Genomic DNA, 18408 nt, shown 5'->3' with positions numbered 1-18408 from the left:
GCGCCGGAGATCTCTCGAGACGCAAGCTTTTCCGGACGCCCGGCTTCGGCGCGCCCGCCCCCGAGACGCGCTTGACGCCCAAGCCCAGGAGACCTCGCATGAAAGCCCTCGCCTTTTCGGCGGCCCTCGCCGCGCTTGCCCTCCCCTCGCTCGCTCCGTCGTCGGCGCAAGCCGCGACCGGCGCCGTCTCGGTCGCAAGCGTCAACCTGCGGGCCGGGCCGAGCTCGAACTATCCCGTAGTCGCGCTGCTTCCCTCCCGCGCGCCGCTCACGCTCTTTGGCTGCAACGCCGCGACCACCTGGTGCGACGTGTCGTGGGACGGCGAGCGCGGCTGGGTCTCGGCGACCTATGTCAGCGTGACCTATCGCGGCTCCGCCACGGTGGTGTCGCCCGTGATCGCGCCCGCCGTCGGCGTCACGGTCGTCGGCTTCTCCCACGCCTACTGGAACGCCCACTATGTGGGCCGCCCCTGGTACGGCCACTGGGGCCGCCATCACCACCACGTCCGCCCGCACCATCCGCACCGCGTGAAAGCGGCAGGCGGCTGCGCGCGCGGTCGGTGCGGCGGCGTTGTCGCCGGCCCGCGCCGAGTCGCCGCCGGCGGCTGCGGCCCGCGCGGCTGCGCCGGCGGCGTGATCCGCCGCCCGCACGCCGGCGTCCGCGCCGGCCACGGGTTCCGGTCCGCCCACGCCGGCTTCCGTCGGCGCTGAGCGGCGCCCCCCTCCTCGCCCTCCGGCGACCAACACCCCGAAAAGGAGAACTCCCATGCTTCAGCTTCGCATCGCCCCCGCCTTCGCGCTCGCGGTCATGAGCCTGCCCGTGCTCACCCTCGCGGCCTCGGCGCAGACCCTCTCGATGGCCGACCGCAAGGAGCTGCGCCAGGCCTGCGGGCCCGAGATCAAGCAGCTCTGCGCCGGGATCGCGCCCGGCGGGGGCGGATCATGGAGTGCGTGAAGTCCAAGAAGGACCAGCTCTCCGAGACCTGCACGGCCGCGCTCGCAAAGGCCAAGGACCAGAAGCAGCAGAACTGAACCACGACGGGCGCGGGCGGCCGACGACCGGCCGCCCGCGCCTTTTTTCCAACGGCGACCACGGACCAGACCGATGCGGACGAGAGCCTTCACGCCTTTGGCCTGCGCCTTTGCGGCCGCGACCCTGCTCGCGGCCTGCAAGGACGAAAGCAAGGCGCCGCCCGCCCCCAAGGTCGCGGTCGTCGCGCAGCCGAAGCCCGTCACGGCGACGCGCTATCTCTACGAGACCGGCGTCGCCAAGGCTGTGAACCGGGTCGATCTGATCGCGCGGGTTTCCGGCTTCCTGAAGTCCATCGACTACAAGGACGGGGCGGAGGTCAAAGCCGGCCAGCGCCTGTTCCTGATCGAGCCCGAGCTCTACGAGGCTCAGGTCCAGCAGGCCGAGGCGAGCCTCGCGCAGTCAGGCGCCACGTTCGACAACGCCCAGCGCGCGCTCGACCGGCAGCGCCAGCTGCTGAAGACCAGCGCGACTCCCGAGGTAAATGTCGACAACGCCCAGAATTCGCTGGAGTCCGCCAGGGGCCAGCGCGCAGCGGCCGACGCTTCGCTGGTGCAGGCGCGCCTTAACCTCAGCTACGCGACCGTCGTCGCCCCCTTCGACGGCGCCGTCTCCGAACACAAGGCCGACGTCGGTGCGCTGGTGGGCTCGGGCGGCGTCACGACGCTCGCGACCATCGTCCAGCTCGATCCGATCCATGTGACCTTCTCGATCTCCGACGCCGACCTGCTGCGGATCCGCAGGCAGGCCCGCGAACGGGGACTGACGCGCAAGGACATCGCCTCCGTGCCGATCGAGATCGGCGTGAAGGGCGACGACGGCTACCCGATCAAGGGCCGGCTCGACTACGCCGCGCCCGAGACCTCCGCGGACACCGGCACGCTGTCGGTGCGCGCCGTGTTCGAAAACGCCGACCGCGCCCTGCTGCCGGACCTGTTCGTGCGCGTGCGCATCCCCGTCGAGACCGTGAAGGACGCGCTGCTCGTGCCCCCTTCGGCGATCGGGACCGACCAGCAGGGCCGCTACGTGCTCGTCGTGACCGAAAAGGGCGTCGTCGAGCGCCGCTCGGTCTCTCTGATCGAGCGCGACGGCGAGCTCCAGCAGGTGCGCGGCGCGCTCATGACCACCGACTGGGTCATCCAGAACGTCGCCTCCGGCCCGAGGCCCGGCGACGCCGTCGACCGGCGCGAGGCGGCGACGCAGGCCAGGGAACAGTTCCGGCAGGCGGCCGGCTCGACAAGCCCCTCCGTCCAAACCCGCTGACGAGCAGGACCGATGTTCGCAAAGTTCTTCATCGAGCGCCCGGTGCTCGCCAACGTCATCGCGCTGCTGACGATCCTCATCGGCGCGATCGCGTTCCTGAAGCTCCCCGTCGCGCAATATCCCGACGTCACGCCCCCGACCGTACAGGTGACGGCGCGCTATCCGGGCGCAAGCGCCAAGACGCTGGTCGACACAGTTGCGCTGCCGATCGAGCGGCAGGTCAACGGCGCGCCCGGGATGCTCTACATGCAGTCGACGAACGCGAGCGACGGCGCCTACACGCTCACCGTCACGTTCGAGATCGGGACCGACGCCGACAAGGCCGAGACGCTGGTGAAGAGCCGCGTCGACGCCGCCACCGCGCAGCTGCCGAGCGCGGTGCAGACGCAAGGGGTCAACGTCCGCAAGCGCTCGACCGCGATCCTCGCCTTCGTGACGCTGTCGTCGGAGGATCCGGCCAAGGACAGCCTGTTCCTGTCGAATTACGCCTCGATCAACCTGCGCGACCCGATCGCGCGCGTTCCCGGCGTCGGCGACGTCTCGGTGTTCGGCGCGGGCGAATACGCCATGCGCGTCTGGCTCGATCCGGACCGCCTGCAGGCCCGCGGCCTCAAGCCCTCCGACGTCGTCTCGGCGATCCAGGCCTCAAGCCAGACGGTTCCGGGCGGTCAGGTCGGCATGCCGCCCGCCCCGACAGGCCAGGGCTTCCAGACCGTCATCGACGTCTCCGGCCGGCTCGACCAGGTCGGCCAGTTCGAGGACGTGATCGTCAAGTCGAACGCCGAAGACGGGTCGACGACGCGCGTGCGCGACGTCGCCCGCGTGGAGCTCGGCTCGAAGACCTACGCGCAGGTGTTCCGCATGAACGGGCGGCCATCCGCCGCGCTCGCGATCAGCCAGCTGCCGGAGGCGAACGCGCTCGAGACCGCCGACCGGGTCGAGGCGCGCATGGCGGAGCTTTCGAAGTCGTTCCCGCCGGGCCTCACATACGAGATCCCGTTCAACACCTCGGCCTTCGTCGACGCCGCCGTGCGCGACGTCTACAAGACGCTGATCGAGGCCTGCGTGATCGTCTTCGTGGTCATCCTGCTCTTTTTGCAGGACTTGCGCGCCGTGCTGGTGCCCGCCACCACGGTGCCGGTGACGATCATCGGCGCCTTCGCGGCGATGGCCGCGCTCGGCTTCACCATCAACATGTCGACGCTGTTCGCGCTGGTGCTCGCGATCGGCATCGTGGTCGACGACGCGATCGTCATCGTCGAGGGCGCGGCGCGCCATCTGGAGAAGGGTCTTCCGGGGCCGCAGGCGGCCGAGAAGGCCATGGACGAGCTGTTCGGCCCCATCATGGGCGTGACGCTCGTGCTGATCGCCGTGTTCCTGCCGGCCGCGTTCCTGCCGGGCCTCACCGGCCAGCTCTACCAGCAGTTCGCGCTCGTGATCGCCGCGACCGCGATCATCAGCGCGATCAACGCCGTGACGCTCAAACCCGTGCAGGCCGCGCTCTGGATGCGCCCGCCGAAGCCGCTCGCGCGGCGCAACCTCGCATTCCGCCTGTTCGACCGCGGTTTCTCGACATTCGAGGGCGGCTACGTCCGGCTGCTGGAGCGCGCGCTGCGGGTCAAATATCTGGTCGCGGCCGCAGCCGTGGCGATCCTCGCGCTCGGCGTCGCAGGGCTCAATCGCGTGCCCGCCGGCTTCCTGCCGATCGAGGATCAGGGCTATCTCATCGCCGCCGTCCAGCTGCCGGCCGGCGCCTCGCTCGAGCGCACCGACAAGGCGCTCGCCGACGTCGATGCGCGGCTCAAAGGCCAGCCGGGCGTCGCGAACGTCATCACGGTGGCGGGCGTCTCGCCATTCGACGGCAACGCCTCTCTGCCGAACGCCGGCGTCGCCTACGTCATGCTGACGCCCTGGGACGAGCGCGGCGAGAACGAGGACCTGCTGCCGCTCTTTCAGGGGATCTCGAAGACGCTCTCGGCGCTGCCCGACGGGCTCGCGGTCGTGGTTCCGCCGCCCTCCATCCAGGGCGTCGGAAACACCGGCGGCTTCACCATGATGGTGGAGCTCACCGACGGCTCCTCCGACTTCGGCCGCCTCTCCGAGGTCGCCCGCGCGATCGCGAACCGCGCGCTCGCCGACGGACGGCTCCAGGCCGCTCAGGTGACGTCGAATTTCGACGCGCCCCAGCTCGGCGTCTCGATCGACCGCGCCAAGGCCGTCAGGCTCGGCGTCTCGGTCAACGACGCCTTCGAGGCGCTCTCAGGCTATCTCGGCTCGGCCTACGTCAACCAGTTCACGCAGTTCGGCCAGGTGTTCCAGGTCTATGTCCAGGCCGAAGGCTCGCTGCGCGGCCTGAGCGAGGCGGTGTCGCGGCTCAAGGTCCCGAACGCATCGGGCGACTCCGTGCCCTTGAGCGCGCTCGCGAGCGTGAAGGAGACCACCGGCCCGTCGCTGATCTCGCTCTACAATCTCCGTCCCGCGGCGACGATCGTCGGGCGCCCGCAGGCCGACGTCTCGTCCGGCGAGGCGTTGACGATGCTCGACCGCGCGGCGGCCGAGACCCTGCCCGCCGGAACCGCCGCCGAATGGACCGGCGTCTCCTATCAGGAGCGGCTCGCGGGCGGGCAGGTCTATGTCGCGTTCGGCCTCGCGCTGCTGCTCGTCTATTTCGTGCTCGCCGGCCAGTACGGCAGCTGGATCGCGCCGATGCCCGTCATCGTCTCGGCGCCGCTCGCGCTCTGCGGCACGGTCGCGACGCTGCTCGCGCTCGGGCTCCAGAACACGCTCTATACCCAGATCGGGCTGGTGCTGCTGATCGCGCTCGCGGCCAAGAACGCGATCCTGATCGTCGAATACGCCCGCGAGCTTCGGGCGAAGGAGGGCCGGCCGCTGGTCGAGGCGGCGCTGACCGCCGGGCGGCTGCGCTTCCGGCCGATCCTGATGACGTCGATCGCCTTCATCCTCGGCATGATCCCGCTGGTGCTCGCCGACGGCGCCGGCGCCAACGCCTCGAAGTCGATCGGCGTCTCGGTCGTCAGCGGCATGGCGGTCTCGACCGCGCTGTCGGTCTTCGTCGTCCCGGCGCTGTTCGTGATCTTCCAGCAGATCGAGGAGCGTCTCGCCGCGCGCAAGCCCTCGCCGGCTCAGGCCCGCGAAGCGTGATCGCCGACGCGCCTCAGTGCGTCTGCCCGAGGAACTGTCGGAGCTCGGGCGTCTTCGGGTTTCCGAACACCTCTCCGGGCGGGCCGATTTCGTGCACGCGGCCGAGATGCATGAAGACGACGCGCGAGCAGACGTCACGGGCGAAGCGCATCTCGTGGGTGACCATCAGCAGCGTCATGCCTTCGGAGGCGAGCTCCTTCACGACCGCCAGAACCTCCTGCACGAGCTCGGGGTCGAGCGCCGAGGTGATCTCGTCGCAGAGCAGCGCCACCGGCTGCATGGCGAGCGCACGAGCGATCGCGACGCGCTGCTGCTGGCCGCCGGAGAGCTGGTCGGGATAGGCGTCGAACTTGTGGCCGAGCCCGACGCGGTCGAGCATCTTCTTCGCCATCTCCTCGGCTTGCGGCTTCGGCGTCTTCTTCACCACCATCTGGGAGAGCATGACGTTCTGCCCCGCGGTCTTGTGCGGGAACAGATTGAAGCCCTGGAAGATCATGCCGACCTTGAGGCGCAGCGCCTTGAGGTGAAGCTCGTCCGTCGCGAGCTGCGCGCCCGCGACCTGAATCGAGCCGGCGTTGATGGTCTCGAGCCCGTTGATGCAGCGCAGAAGCGTCGACTTGCCCGAGCCCGACTTGCCGATGATGGCGATGACCTCGCCCGGCTCGACGTTCAGGTCGATGCCCTTGAGGACCTCGTTGTCGCCGAAGCTCTTGCGGACCTCAGTGATCTCGATGAGCGACATTGAGCTTCCTCTCGAGGAACTGGCTGGACTTCGACAGCGGGAAGCACAGCGCGAAATAGATCAGCGCGACGAAGCCGTAGACCGTGAAGGGCATGAAGGTGGCGTTGGTCAGCACCTGGCCGGCCTTTGCGAGCTCGGTGAAGCCGATGATCGAGGTGAGCGAGGTGCCCTTCACGACCTGCACCGAGAAGCCGACCGTCGGCGGGATCGCGATGGTGAGCGCCTGCGGCAGGATCACGTGGCGCATCTGCTCGAAGCGCCCCATGCCGAGGCTCGCCGACGCCTCCCACTGCCCCTTCGGGATCGACTCCACGCAGCCGCGCCAGATCTCGGCAAGGAAGGAGGCGGTCCACAGGATGAGCGCGACGCTCGCCGCGAGCCATGCCGGGACCTCGACGCCGAGCAGCGACAGGCCGAAGAACGACAGGAACAGCTGCATCAGCAGCGGCGTGCCCTGAAAGAGCTCGATGTAGCCGCCGGCGAAGACGCGCGCGGCCTTCTGCTTCGAGATGCGGAGGAACAGGATGACGAGTCCGACCGTCGCGCCGCCCGCGAAGGCGACGAGCGACAGCACGATCGTCCAGCGCGCCGCCAGCAGCAGGTTGCGCACGATGTCCCAGGTGGAGAATTCCATCATCGGGCGGCGCTCCTCTTCGGGAACAGCACCCAGCCGACGCCCTTCAGCAGTTGCCGGAGCAGAATCGCCAGCGCGAGGTAGATCAGCGTCGCGACGATGTAGGTCTCAAACGCACGGAAGGTGCGCGACTGGATGAAGTCCGCCGCGTAGGAGATGTCTTCCGCCGCGATCTGCGAGACGACCGCCGAACCCAGCATCACGATGACGATCTGCGAGGAGAGCGCCGGCCAGATGCGCTGGAGCGCAGGGATCAGCACCACGTGCCGGAAGGTCTCGATCCGGCTGAGCCCCAGGCTCCAGCCGGCCTCGAACTGGCCCTTGGTCGTCGCCTGGATGCCGGCGCGCACGATCTCGCAGCCATAGGCCCCGAGATTGATGATCATCGCGAGCAGCGCGGCCTGCGTCTCGCCCATCTGGACGCCGAGCGACGGCAGGCCGAAGAAGATGAAGAACAGCTGGATCAGGAACGGCGTGTTCCGGATCAGCTCGACATAGGCGCCGACGATCGGCCGCGCCCATTTGGGGCCGAGCGCCCTCACCCAGGCGCAGAAGATCCCGAGCGCGACGCCGAAGGTCGCGCCGACGAGGATCAGCCAGACGGTGAGCCAGAGCCCCTTGAGCAGGACGCCGGAATACTCCCCGATCCAGCTGTAGTCGAAAACATAACCCACTGGCGGCCCCCCGGTCGCGACGCGTCGACGGTCGTCAGAGGTCCTTCGGCAGGTCGGTCTTCAGCCACTTCTGGGCGATGGCGTTCATCGTCCCGTCGGCCTTGGCGGCAGCGATGATCTCGTCGACCTTGGCCTTGAGGTTCGGCTGATCCTTGTTCATGCCCACGAAGCAGGGCGAGTTCTTGATGAGGAACTTCAGCAGCGGCTTCTTCGGCGGGTTCTTCTCGATGATGGCGGCGGCCACGACGTTGCCGGTCGCCACCACCTGCACCTGGCCCGACAGGAAGGCCGAGATGGTGCCGTTGTTGTTGTCGTAGCGCTTCACGGTGGCGTCGGCAGGGATGATCTTGGTGAGCTCCAGATCCTCGACCGAGCCGCGCGTGACCCCGACGGTCTTGCCCGAAAGATCCTCGACCTTGGTGACCGCGACGTTGTCGGGCGCGAACACGCCGTTGAAGAACGGGGCGTAGGCGGTCGAGAAATCGATGACCTTCTCGCGGTCCGGGTTCTTGCCGAGGCTCGAGATGACGAGGTCGACCTTGTTGGTCTGCAGGAACGGGATGCGGTTGGCGCTCGTCACCGGCGTCAGCTCGATCTTCACACCGAGTTTCTCGGCGATGAGCTTGGCGACGTCGATGTCATAGCCCTGCGGGGTCATGTCGAGCCCGACGCTGCCGAACGGCGGAAAGTCCTGCGGCACCGCGACCCGAAGCGTCCCGCGCGTGGTGATGTCGGCGAGTTCGGCGCGAGCGCTATGCGGCGCGCCGACCATCACGGCGGCGAGAGCTGCGAAGGCTGCGACAACGGCGCGACGGGTCAGGAACGGCATGATCGGTCTCCGGGCCCGGATCTCCGCCCGGGCGACGAAACCGATCACGCAAGAGGCGTACCAGCGGATATTTGCGCAGCCGGACGGTGAGTAGGGTGACGGAGCGCGCATGCCGATCGCGCAGGCGCCTAAGATTTCATCTGGCGGACTTCGGCTGCACCCAACGCCTCGTCATGCCCCGGCTCGTCCGGGGCATCCACTGGTCCGACGCATGTCGGTCAGCGATCTGGCGTCGATGCCCCCGGACAAGCCAAGGCGCGGGCATGGCGGCGGCGGTGGTGGTTCGGATTCTACAGCGCGATCTTGAACGCCTCGAACCGGACCTCCTCGAGGTTCGCGCCCGGCCCCTCGCGGTCGGCCACGAGAAAACTCTGCGCCTCGACGAGGATCAGCACCGGGAAGTGCCAGACGCCGGCGCCGTAGTTCACGCCCTGCCGCCCGCTCGCGCGAAAGCAGCGCAGCGTCGCAAGGTCGGGCGCGTCCCCGCCCTCGGCCACCACCAGGAGCCAGTCGTGCTCGGAGAGCGGAAAGAACGCCTGGCTCGCCAGCGGATGGCGCTCCAGCATGTCGATCACGATCGGAGACGGCCGGCGGGTCGCGTCGAAGATCGAGAGGATCGCGCGCCCGCCCTCGCCCGGCTCGACGGTCGCCAGCGCATGGCGGCGGAGCGCGAACCCGTCATTGATGACGCGCGTCTGCGCCCCTTGAGTCTCGATCACCTCGCCAAACGGCGCGAAGGCCGCCTTGGTCAAAGGCTCTGGGACAAGAGCGCGGGATGCGCTCATGCGAGGCGGCCGAAGAGCCTCAGGCGCGAGACGCCGCCATCCGGAAAAATGTTGAAGCGCACGTGGCTCACGGGCCCGAGCGCCGAGATGTCGCCGCCCGAGAACGAATGGATGGCGTCGGCCGAGAGCTTCTGGGGCGTCATCAGCTCCGGCCAGAACATCGACTGGGTGATGAGCGCCTGATGCGCGCCCTGCTCGACGCGCGCGGCCTGGATCGAACAACGGTCGGGGAAGTTGCCTTTGAAATGCGCGGTGTCGACCTCGATGCGCTCGATGACGCCGGGGTCGGCGAGCGCGACGATCATCCAGTCGTTGCCAGGCTCCCGGCGCCGGCGGGTCTCCCAGCCGTCGCCCATATTGGTTCCGCGGCCCGCCGCCAGCATGCGCTGGACGTTGCCGTAATGGGCGTCGTTGTATGCGATGACGCGGCCGCCGTTCTTGGCGGCCGAAAGCTCGATCTCGCCGCCGCGCTCGGCCTCGGTCCATTCGCGGAACGGCACGCCGTGGACGCGCAGCCGCGCGACGCCGCCGTCCGGGAAGATCGACAGCTTCAACCAGTTGACCGGCTCGGGGTCGGCGACGCCGACATAATGATGGGCGCTGGGCCCGAGCGGCGTGGTGCGCACCAGCGGGCGCCAGCGGCCGTTCGGGTCGGGCTCGGTCAGGCTGAAGCAGCCCTCCAGCATCGCGGCCGGCGGGTAGTTGCCGGTGAAGTGCGAGGTGTCGATGTCGACGCCCTTCACCACGCCGGGGACGCCGAGCTTGATCAGCAGCCAGTCGTTGCCGCCGTCGCGGCGCCGGCGGGTCTCCCAGCCGTCCATCCACTTGCCGTGGTCGTCGAACGCCTCCGGCAGAAAGACGGCGGGCTGATCCTGCAGGATACGGGCCTTGTCGGCGAAGAACTCGTCGGAGACCACCACGGCCTCGGCGCCCATCAGCGGCGAGGCGAGGTTGACGTAGTCGTAGATGAAATCGGGGGCGGACGGATCGCGGAGCATCGAGGTCTGGCGGTTCGTGGGGAGACGCCGCGCCTATCACGTGGCGCGCCGGCCTGTCGAGGCTCGGGCCGGCGGAGACTGCACGTCTCCGCCGAACCTCATGCCGACGTCAGACCTCGAACCCCCGCTTGGCGAGGTTGTAGTAGACCAGCCCGCCGAGCGCCGCGCCAAGCAGCCAGGCGTAGCCCGACAGGACGGAGAGGAACGGAATCCACACCGTCGCGATCGCGAACACCGCGCCGATCCCGAAAGCGATCATGGCGGCGTCGTTCCAGCCCTTGCGGTAGTGGTACCGGCCTCCCTGAAGATTGTAGAGGTCGTCGCGCTCCAGCTTCTGTTTCCGCAGCAAGTAGTAGTCCGCCATCATGATCCCGTAGACCGGCGCGAGGGTCGCGCCGAGGGTGTTGACGAAGCCCGAGATGCCGAACTCGCTGATGAACGATGTCCAGAAGCCGCCGATCACCAGCGCGAAGGCCGACGTGATCATTCCGGCCATGCGGAAGCTGATCTTGGACGGCGCGAGGTTCGCGATGCCGTTCACCGAGGGGATGAAGTTCGCCACCAGATTGATGCCGACAGTCGCGGCGAAGAAGGTGATGGCGGCGATGATGCTCAAGGTGACGCTGTTGGTCTTCTCCACGATCACCGTCGGATTGGTGATCGCCTCGCCATAGACCACCGCCGCGCCCGCGGTCGTCAGCAGGGCGAGCGCCGAGAACAGGATCATGTTGAACGGCAGGCCGGCAAGGTTGCCGAGCATCATGGCGCGCTTGTCCTTGGCGTAGCGCGAGAAGTCCGAGAAGTTCAGCACCGCGGCGAAGTAAGAGATCATCGTCCCGATGATGGCGATGAAGCCGGAGAACTCGGTCCAGGCGGTCGCGTTCGGATTGGCGAAGATCGTCTGCGCCTTGGAGAGAAGCTGCCCGTCGGCCTCGATCCAGAGCACGACCACGAGGCCGATCATCACAACGTAGACGAAGGGGCCGGCGATGTTGAGGAAGGTCTCGACCCATCCCATGCCGCGCCAGAAGATAAAGATGTGGAAGGCCCAGACGACGAAGAAGCTGAACCAGTCGATGGCGGTCATGCCGAGGAGCTTCGCGCCGCCGGCGCCGCCGAAGACGGAGTAGATCAGCAGCGCGAGCGCGGTCGAGGCGAAATAGACCTGCACGCCATACCAAAACACGGCCACGATCGCGCGCAGGAGCGCCGGGAGCTTGGCGCCCTGCGTGCCTTTGCTGGCGCGCGCCAGCACCGGATAAGGAATGCCGTAGCGCTCGCCGGCGGCTCCAGAGAGGTTCACGAGAACCATCACCAGAAGGCCCGCCACGATCAGCGCCGCGAAAGCGGTCCAGCCGCTCACCCCGTAGGAGATGAGCAGCGAGGCCACCAGCGAGTAGCCGAACAGCGACTGGATGTCGTTCGCCCAGATGTTGAAGATGGCGAACCAGCCCCAGCTCTTCTCCTCGCTCGTGACCGGACTGAGGGTGTTGGAGCCGTGGGCGGAGCCGCTCGAAACGGGCGCCGCCGGGCCGCCGGCGCCGATGACCTGTGCGTCAGTCAAATTCCTGCCCCCTCTGTTCCGGCGGCGCTCGCCGCGCGCTTGAAAGACGAAGGCCACGGAGCAACCCGCATGCCAAAGCTGACCGGTCGCTCAATTTTTTTGAACGACCGGTCAAGATTGTAGCCGGGGGGAACGCCTGCGCAACTGTCAGAAAGGCGTGCGCGCCTTCGGCAGCGGATGGGCGAGATCGCCATATTTCGAGGTCTTCAGCCCGAGGCTCACCAGCGCCTCGGCGAACTTCACCGCCGCGCCGACGCCGTCGATGACCGGCGCGCCGAACTCCCTGCTCAAATCCTCGGCGAGATCGGCCATGCCTGCGCAGCCGAGCACCAGCGCGCCGACGTGGTCTTCCTCGAGCGCGCGGCGGCATTCGGCGACCAGCAGGCCGCGCGTGTTGGAGGCCGGATCGTCGAGCTCGAGCACCGCGACGTCGACCGCGCGGACGCGCCGGCAGGCCCGCTCGGCCCCGTAGACGAGCGCGAGATGCTCGGCGATCACCTTGGTGCGGGTGAGCGTCGTCACCACGCTGAAATGGGTCGAGACGAAGCTCGCGGCCCGGAACGCGGCCTCCGCGATGCCGATCACCGGGCCGGTCGCGATTTCGCGGGCGGCGAGCAGGCCGGGATCGCCGAAACAGGCGAGCACATGCGCGTCGCAGCCTTGCGCCTCGCCCTCCGCCACCGCCTTCAGCACGCCGACCGCCGACAGCGCCTCGTCATAATGGCCTTCGATCGAGGCCGCGCCGAAGGCCGAGGTGCGGCCGACGATCTCGACGCCGGGGCCGGCCGCCCGCCGCGCGGCGCCGACGATGACCTCGGTCATCGACGCCGTGGTGTTGGGGTTGATGACGTTGACGCGACATTTGCGCGTCGCCCCCACGCTCGTCGTCGGGTTCGGCCAAGCTCTTCTCTCCCTTCAACAATCGGTCAGGCGCCTTTCGGGATGCGAGGTCCTACTCGTACGGCGTCCAAAAGCTGATATTCAAGCGGCGGACTTTCTCCGCCGAACGCCGATGACCGCGCAAGACAAGCTCTTCCAGATCCGCCTCGCGCCCCGCCGCGCCAAGCGCCCGACCCATGAGATCAACGTCGAGGACAAGATCCTGGACGCGGCCGAATTCGTGTTCGGCAATTTCGGGCTGCGCGGCGCGACCACGGCGCTGATCGCCAAGAGGGCCGGCGTCGCCAAGGCGCATCTCTATTATTATTTCGAGGACAAGGAGGATCTCTACCGGGCGATCCTCGAGCGCGCGATGAACAGATGGGCGCGCGACATCGACACTCTCGGCGCGTCCGGAGACCTGCGCGAGGTGCTGCGCGACTACATTCACCGCAAGGTGGATTTCTCGCGCGACAATCCTTCCCTGTCGCGGATCTACGCCAACGAGATCATCTCCGGCGCGCCTTTCATCGGCGAGTTCATCGAGAAGGTCTCGACGCCGCTGCTGCTCGAAAAGGTCAAGGCCGTCGAGGAGTGGCGGAGCCTTGGCCTCATCAAGCCGATCAGCGCCGTCGACCTGTTCTTCTGCATCTGGGCGATGACGCAGGCCTATGCGGACTTCTCCTCCCAGATGGAGATCATGAAGACGCGCCGCCGGCTCGAGGAGCCCGATTACGACGCCGCCAAGGCCACCATCACGCAGCTCGTGTTCGGCGGGCTCGGCCTGCCGCTCGACGAGTGAGTTCGCGATGACGACGCCGGCCTATCCCCGCGACCTGATCGGCTACGGCCCGCAGCCGCCGCGCATTCGCTGGCCGGGCGACGCCCGCGTCGCCGTCCAGTTCGTGCTGAACTACGAGGAGGGCGGGGAGAATTCGGTGCTGCATGGCGACGCGGCTTCCGAGACGTTCCTTTCCGAGATCGTCGGGGCCCTGCCCTATCCGGGCGCGCGGCACATGAGCATGGAGTCGCTCTACGAATACGGCTCGCGCGTCGGCGTGTGGCGGCTGCTGTCGCTGTTTCGCGAACGGCGCATGCCCATCACTGTGTTCGCCGTCGCCATGGCGCTCGAGCGCAATCCGCGCGTCGCCGAGGTCGCGCTCCGGGACGGCCACGAGATCTGTTCGCACGGGCTTCGCTGGTTCAACTATCACGGCGTGCCCGAGGACGTTGAGCGCGAGCACATGGAGCGCGCGATCGAGATCCAGACCCGGATCTGCGGCGAGCGCCCGCTCGGCTGGTACACCGGCCGCACCAGCGTCAACACGCGCCGCCTCGTCGCCGAGGAAGGCGGCTTCGTCTACGACGCCGACGACTACAGCGACGACCTGCCGTTCTGGAGCCGCGTCGTCGACCGGCCGCACCTCGTGGTGCCCTACACGCTCGACGCCAACGACATGCGCTTCGTGACGCCCCAGGGCTTCAACACGGGCGAGCACTTCTTCCACTACCTGCGAGACAGCTTCGACGCGCTCTACGCCGAAGGCGAGACGACGCCCCGCATGATGTCGATCGGGCTGCATTGCCGGCTGATCGGCAAGCCCGGGCGGATCGGAGGGCTCGCGAAGTTCCTCGACCACGTCGCCGCGCATGAGAAGGCGTGGGTCGCCCGGCGCATCGACATCGCTCGCTCCTTCGCCTCGCAGGCGCCCCCGCCCGCATAAAGCTCAGTCGTCGCGGCCCTGGCGCTCAAAGGCCGCGAGAAAATCGTTGAGCCGGTCGCCCTGGACGAGGATGTGGGTCTTCAGCTCGCGCTCGGCCGCCGCGGGATCGCCCGCCAGGATCGCGGCCGCGATGCGCTCGTGTTCGGCGAGCGAGACCGCGACGCGCGCGCCCGCCCTCAGCTGCAGCCGCCTGTAAGGCTTCAGGCGTTGATGGAGCCTGCGCGCCTCGTCACCCAGGAAGCCGTTGTGGGCCTGCGCGTAGATGACGTGGTGAAACCGCTCGTTGGCGAGATAATAGCTGTCGCTGTCGCTGCGCTCGGCTTCCGAGCGGCAGGCCGCAAGCGAGGTCTCGAGCTCGCGCCGGCCCGCGCTGTCGATCCGCCGCGCCGCGAGGCTCCCCGCCATCGCCTCGAGCGCCGCCATGGTCTCGAACCGCTCGATGATGTCGCGGAAGCCGAGCGAGGCCACGAAGGCTCCGCGACGGGGCTGAAGGGTCACGAGGCCGGTCGCCGCCAATTGACCGAGCGCCTCGCGCAGCGGCGTGCGCGACACGCCGAACCGGTCGGCGAGCGACTGCTCGTCGAGCCGGTCGCCCGGCTTAAACGCGCCGGTGACGATCGCGTTTTCGAGCTCGACCCGCAGCGCGTCGGCGCGTCTTGCGCCGGGCGCGAAAGCGATCGGCTCGGGCGTGGTCTCGGCTCTCGGTTTCGTAACGCCGGTCATGTCGCGCGGTCTTCTTTTGCGCCAGCCTAGGGTGCGCTCCGAAAATGCACAACCGAATTTCTTGTATACAAAAAGGTTGACACCGTATTCCCACGGGCGTTCCATGGGCGTCAACGAGAGCCGAAAACGGCCTTGCACCGCAGAGGAACCGCCATGAGAACGCCTGCTGCCGCGCCCCCGGGGCGCGAGGCGCCGGCTCGCGCCCGCTCGCCTTTCGCCGACGCTCGGAACTCCCGCAGGAGGAGCGCCGGCCATGTCGCCTGAACTTCTCTCGATCCTCGGCCTCGCGGCGATGTTCGTCGTCGCCACGATCCTGCCGGTGAACATGGGCGTCATCGCCTTCACCGGCGCGTTCCTGCTCGGGACGCTGGTGGCGGGCCTCACCACCAAGGCGATCCTCGGCTTCTTCCCGACCGGCCTGTTCCTGACTCTGGTCGGCATCACCTATCTGTTCGCCATCGCCCAGACCAACGGCACGATCGACTGGCTGGTGCGGCTTGCGGTGCGCGCCGTTAAGGGCCGGGTCGCGGCGATCCCGTGGATCATGTTCTTCGTCGCAGCCGCCCTGACCTCGGTCGGAGCGGTGTCGCCGGGCGCGGTCGCGATCATCGCGCCGATCGCGCTGGGCTTCGCCATCAAATACGGCATCTCGCCGCTGCTCATGGGCCTCATGGTCATTCATGGGGCGCAGGCCGGCGGCTTCTCGCCGATCTCGATCTATGGCGGCATCACCAACGGCGTCGTCTCCAAGGCGGGGCTGCCGCTCGAGCCGATGGTGACGTTCCTCGCGAGCTTCGCGGTGAACGCCGGCGTCGCCGTCCTGCTGTTCATCGCGCTCGGCGGCCGCAAGCTGTTCGGCGCGCGGCTCGAGCCGGCGGGCGCGAACGGCGCCCCGGCCGGCGGTTACGCCCGGAGCCCCGAGACGCCCGAGCGCTACGGCGACGCCGAGACCGAGGCGCTGCTCGCCGAAGAAGACATCGCGAGCAACCGCAAGGTCGACCACCCGATGGCCGACAACCGGCAGTACCAGATCCTGACGCTCGCCGGCATTCTGCTGCTCGCTGTGCTGACGCTTGGCTTCAACCTCGACATCGGCTTCTGCGCGATCGCGATCGGCCTCGCGCTTTCGCTCGTCTCCCCGACGCTCCAGCGCAAGGCGGTCGCGCAGGTGACGTGGCCCGAGATCGTGCTGATCACGGGCGTCAGCACTTACGTCGGCGTGATGGAGAAGATGGGCACGATCTCCTACGTGGCCGACGGCGTCGCAGGCCTCGCTTCGCCGCTGACCGCAGCCCTCCTGCTCTGCCTGATCGGCGCGGTGGTGTCGGCCTTCGCATCCTCCACCGCGGTGCTCGGCTCGCTGATCCCGCTCGCCGTGCCCTTCCTCCAGGGCGATTCCGGCGTCGGCGCGATCGGCTTCATCGCCGCCATGGCGGTGTCCTCCACCATCGTCGACGTGTCGCCGTTCTCGACCAACGGCGCGCTGGTGCTCGCCAATGCGCCCGAGGGCTCGCGCGACGGCTTCTTCAGGCAGTTGCTGAGCTACGGAGCGCTCGTCACGATCGTCGCGCCCTTCGTGGTCTGGTTCCTGTTCGTGGTGCTGTGAGGATGAGCGACGGTTCAAGACATGGCGTCATCCCCCGGCTCGTCCGGGGGATGACGCCCGATCACGGATCGCCGCGCCAGCCGAACTGTGGATGCCCCGGACGAGCCGGGGCATGACGAGCCTTATCCGGAAAGGTTGGGTTCAATGCCCGAAATGACCGCGTCCCGCTCCTGGACCGCCCGCCGCGACAACAAGCTCGAGCGGCTTCGCGCGGCGTCCGCCTTCGCGGACGGCAAGGTTCTGGACAGCGCTAGGATGGTCGAGGCGCTCGAAGCGATCCTGCGGTCCGGCGACCGGGTCGCGCTCGAGGGCGACAACCAGAAGCAGGCGGACTTCCTCTCCCGATCGCTCGCCGAGGTCTCGCCCGAGAAGGTGCGCGACCTCCACATGCTGATCTCCTCGATCTCCCGGCCGGAGCAGATCGACGTGTTCGAGACGGGCGTCGCAAAGAAGATCGACTTCGCCTATGCGGGCCCGCAGAGCCTGCGCGTCGCGCAGCTGCTCGAGGACGGCCAGCTCGAGGTCGGCGCGATCCACACCTATGTCGAGCTCTATGCCCGCATGTTCGTGGACCTGACGCCGCGCGTCGCGCTGGTGGCGGCCGAGAAGGCCGACCGGCGCGGCAACCTTTATACGGGCGCCAACACCGAGGACACGCCGACCATCGTGGAGGCCTGCGCCTTCGGCGGCGGGATCGTGGTCGCGCAGGCCAACGAAATCGTCGACGAACTGCCGCGCGTCGACATTCCCGGCGACTGGGTAGACCTCGTGGTGAAGGCCGACCGGCCGGCCGCGATCGAGCCGCTGTTCACCCGCGACCCGCGCCTCATCACCGAGCAGCACATCCTGATGGCGATGCTCGCGATCCGCGGCGTCTACGAACGCCACGGCGTCGTCTCGCTCAACCACGGCATCGGCTTTAACACCGCGGCCGTCGAGCTGCTGCTGCCGACCTACGCCGAGCGGCTCGGGCTGAAAGGCCAGATCTGCAAGCACTGGACGCTCAACCCGCACCCGACCCTCATCCCGGCGATCGAGAGCGGCTGGGTCGAGAGCGTGCACTGCTTCGGCGGCGAGGTCGGCATGGAGGACTACATCGCGGCCCGCTCCGACGTGTTCTTCACCGGCCGTGACGGCTCGCTGCGGTCAAATCGCGTGCTCTGCCAGCTCGCGGGCCAATACGCGGTCGACATGTTCATCGGCGCGACGCTGCAGATCGACGGCGACGGCAACTCCTCCACCGTGACCAGCGGGCGCCTCGCAGGCTTCGGCGGGGCGCCCAATATGGGCCACGATCCCGGCGGGCGCCGCCACGCCAGCAAGGCCTGGCTCGACATGAAGACCGACCCCTCCCCCACCGCGCGCGGCAAGAAGCTCGTCGTGCAGATGGCCGAGACCTTCCAGAAGGGCGGCGTGCCGACCTTCGTGGAGGAGCTCGACGCCGTCGGCGTCGGCAAGGCGGCCGGCATGCCGATCGCGCCGGTGATGATCTATGGCGACGACGTCAGCCATGTCGTGACCGAGGAGGGCGTCGCCTATCTCTATCTCGCGGCGGACGAGGACGAGCGCCGCGCCGCGATCGCAGCCGTGGCGGGGGTGAGCCCGATCGGCCTGCGGCACGACGCGCGCCGCACCGACGACCTCCGCGCCAAGGGGCTCGTGGCCTATCCGGAGGATCTCGGCGTCGATCCCGCGGAGGCGAAACGCTCGCTGCTCGCGGCCCGCACCATTGAGGATCTGGTCGACTGGTCCGGCGGCCTCTACCGCCCGCCCGCCAAGTTCAGGAGCTTTTGAGC

Annotated in this window: 17 protein-coding genes; 8 read left to right on the top strand and 9 right to left on the bottom strand. The window is 68.3% G+C overall.

Going from position 1 to position 18408, the window contains the following annotated elements:
* The first annotated feature begins 98 nt into the window (after positions 1–98).
* From K6K41_RS19835 to K6K41_RS19820, 4 genes are all read left to right on the top strand, one after another.
* A complete protein-coding gene (locus tag K6K41_RS19835; RefSeq protein WP_261401927.1) occupies positions 99–710 on the top strand; it encodes an SH3 domain-containing protein in 612 nt (203 codons plus the stop codon).
* Between the two features lie 55 nt (positions 711–765).
* Entirely contained in the window at positions 766–954 is a 189-nt protein-coding gene (locus tag K6K41_RS19830) for a cysteine rich repeat-containing protein (RefSeq protein WP_261401926.1), read from the top strand.
* Between the two features lie 150 nt (positions 955–1104).
* Positions 1105–2292 (top strand): efflux RND transporter periplasmic adaptor subunit, encoded by a 1188-nt coding sequence (locus tag K6K41_RS19825; RefSeq protein ID WP_261401925.1) that lies wholly within the window; start codon positions 1105–1107, stop codon positions 2290–2292.
* A 12-nt stretch (positions 2293–2304) separates the two neighbouring features.
* On the top strand, positions 2305–5454 hold the full coding sequence (locus tag K6K41_RS19820; protein ID WP_261401924.1) for an efflux RND transporter permease subunit: 3150 nt from the start codon (positions 2305–2307) through the stop codon (positions 5452–5454).
* A 13-nt stretch (positions 5455–5467) separates the two neighbouring features.
* On the opposite strand, the gene K6K41_RS19815 is transcribed toward K6K41_RS19820, so the two are convergent.
* The 8 genes from K6K41_RS19815 to K6K41_RS19780 all read right to left on the bottom strand — a co-directional run bounded on the left by K6K41_RS19815 (position 5468) and on the right by K6K41_RS19780 (position 12502).
* The gene (locus K6K41_RS19815) at positions 5468–6196 is read right to left on the bottom strand and encodes an amino acid ABC transporter ATP-binding protein (protein WP_261401923.1); all 729 of its coding nucleotides are present in this window, start codon (positions 6194–6196) and stop codon (positions 5468–5470) included.
* Positions 6174–6833 carry an amino acid ABC transporter permease gene (locus tag K6K41_RS19810; RefSeq protein WP_261401922.1) on the bottom strand — a complete coding sequence of 220 codons (660 nt, stop codon included), beginning with the start codon at positions 6831–6833 and terminating at the stop codon, positions 6174–6176. The genes K6K41_RS19815 and K6K41_RS19810 overlap by 23 nt, the downstream gene beginning before the upstream one ends.
* Positions 6830–7504, bottom strand: a complete 675-nt coding sequence (locus K6K41_RS19805; RefSeq protein ID WP_261401921.1) for an amino acid ABC transporter permease — start codon at positions 7502–7504, stop codon at positions 6830–6832. Before K6K41_RS19805 ends, K6K41_RS19810 begins: the two co-directional genes overlap by 4 nt.
* Before the next feature lie 34 nt (positions 7505–7538).
* Positions 7539–8276, bottom strand: a complete 738-nt coding sequence (locus K6K41_RS19800; protein ID WP_378145047.1) for a transporter substrate-binding domain-containing protein — start codon at positions 8274–8276, stop codon at positions 7539–7541.
* A 347-nt stretch (positions 8277–8623) separates the two neighbouring features.
* Entirely contained in the window at positions 8624–9118 is a 495-nt protein-coding gene (locus K6K41_RS19795) for an ureidoglycolate lyase (protein WP_261401919.1), read from the bottom strand.
* Positions 9115–10116: an allantoicase gene (gene alc, locus K6K41_RS19790; protein WP_261401918.1), complete on the bottom strand. Its 1002-nt coding sequence runs from the start codon at positions 10114–10116 to the stop codon at positions 9115–9117. The genes K6K41_RS19795 and alc overlap by 4 nt, the downstream gene beginning before the upstream one ends.
* Before the next feature lie 109 nt (positions 10117–10225).
* Positions 10226–11680: an NCS1 family nucleobase:cation symporter-1 gene (locus tag K6K41_RS19785; protein ID WP_261401917.1), complete on the bottom strand. Its 1455-nt coding sequence runs from the start codon at positions 11678–11680 to the stop codon at positions 10226–10228.
* 147 nt (positions 11681–11827) lie between these two features.
* Entirely contained in the window at positions 11828–12502 is a 675-nt protein-coding gene (locus K6K41_RS19780; protein WP_261405795.1) for an aspartate/glutamate racemase family protein, read from the bottom strand.
* Positions 12503–12692: 190 nt separating this feature from the next.
* On the opposite strand from K6K41_RS19780, the gene K6K41_RS19775 reads away from it, so the two are divergent.
* Together K6K41_RS19775 and puuE are read left to right on the top strand one after the other, a co-directional pair.
* Positions 12693–13361 (top strand): TetR/AcrR family transcriptional regulator, encoded by a 669-nt coding sequence (locus K6K41_RS19775; protein WP_261401916.1) that lies wholly within the window; start codon positions 12693–12695, stop codon positions 13359–13361.
* A 7-nt stretch (positions 13362–13368) separates the two neighbouring features.
* Complete coding sequence (puuE, locus tag K6K41_RS19770) at positions 13369–14283, top strand: allantoinase PuuE (protein WP_261401915.1); 915 nt, start codon at positions 13369–13371, stop codon at positions 14281–14283.
* 3 nt (positions 14284–14286) lie between these two features.
* On the opposite strand, the gene K6K41_RS19765 is transcribed toward puuE, so the two are convergent.
* Positions 14287–15006 (bottom strand): GntR family transcriptional regulator, encoded by a 720-nt coding sequence (locus K6K41_RS19765; RefSeq protein ID WP_261401914.1) that lies wholly within the window; start codon positions 15004–15006, stop codon positions 14287–14289.
* 253 nt (positions 15007–15259) lie between these two features.
* Here K6K41_RS19765 and K6K41_RS19760 point away from each other — a divergent pair, with 253 nt between their 5' ends.
* Entirely contained in the window at positions 15260–16612 is a 1353-nt protein-coding gene (locus K6K41_RS19760; protein WP_261401913.1) for an SLC13 family permease, read from the top strand.
* A 144-nt stretch (positions 16613–16756) separates the two neighbouring features.
* Positions 16757–18406 carry a malonate decarboxylase subunit alpha gene (gene mdcA, locus K6K41_RS19755; protein ID WP_378145013.1) on the top strand — a complete coding sequence of 550 codons (1650 nt, stop codon included), beginning with the start codon at positions 16757–16759 and terminating at the stop codon, positions 18404–18406.
* Positions 18407–18408 lie beyond the last annotated feature (2 nt).

Origin of the sequence: Chenggangzhangella methanolivorans (assembly GCF_019797865.1) — a bacterium.
Classification (GTDB): domain Bacteria; phylum Pseudomonadota; class Alphaproteobacteria; order Rhizobiales; family Methylopilaceae; genus Methylopila; species Methylopila methanolivorans.
The sequence above is the reverse complement of the archived record's forward strand: the minus strand, read 5'-3'. Positions and strand labels throughout refer to the sequence as shown.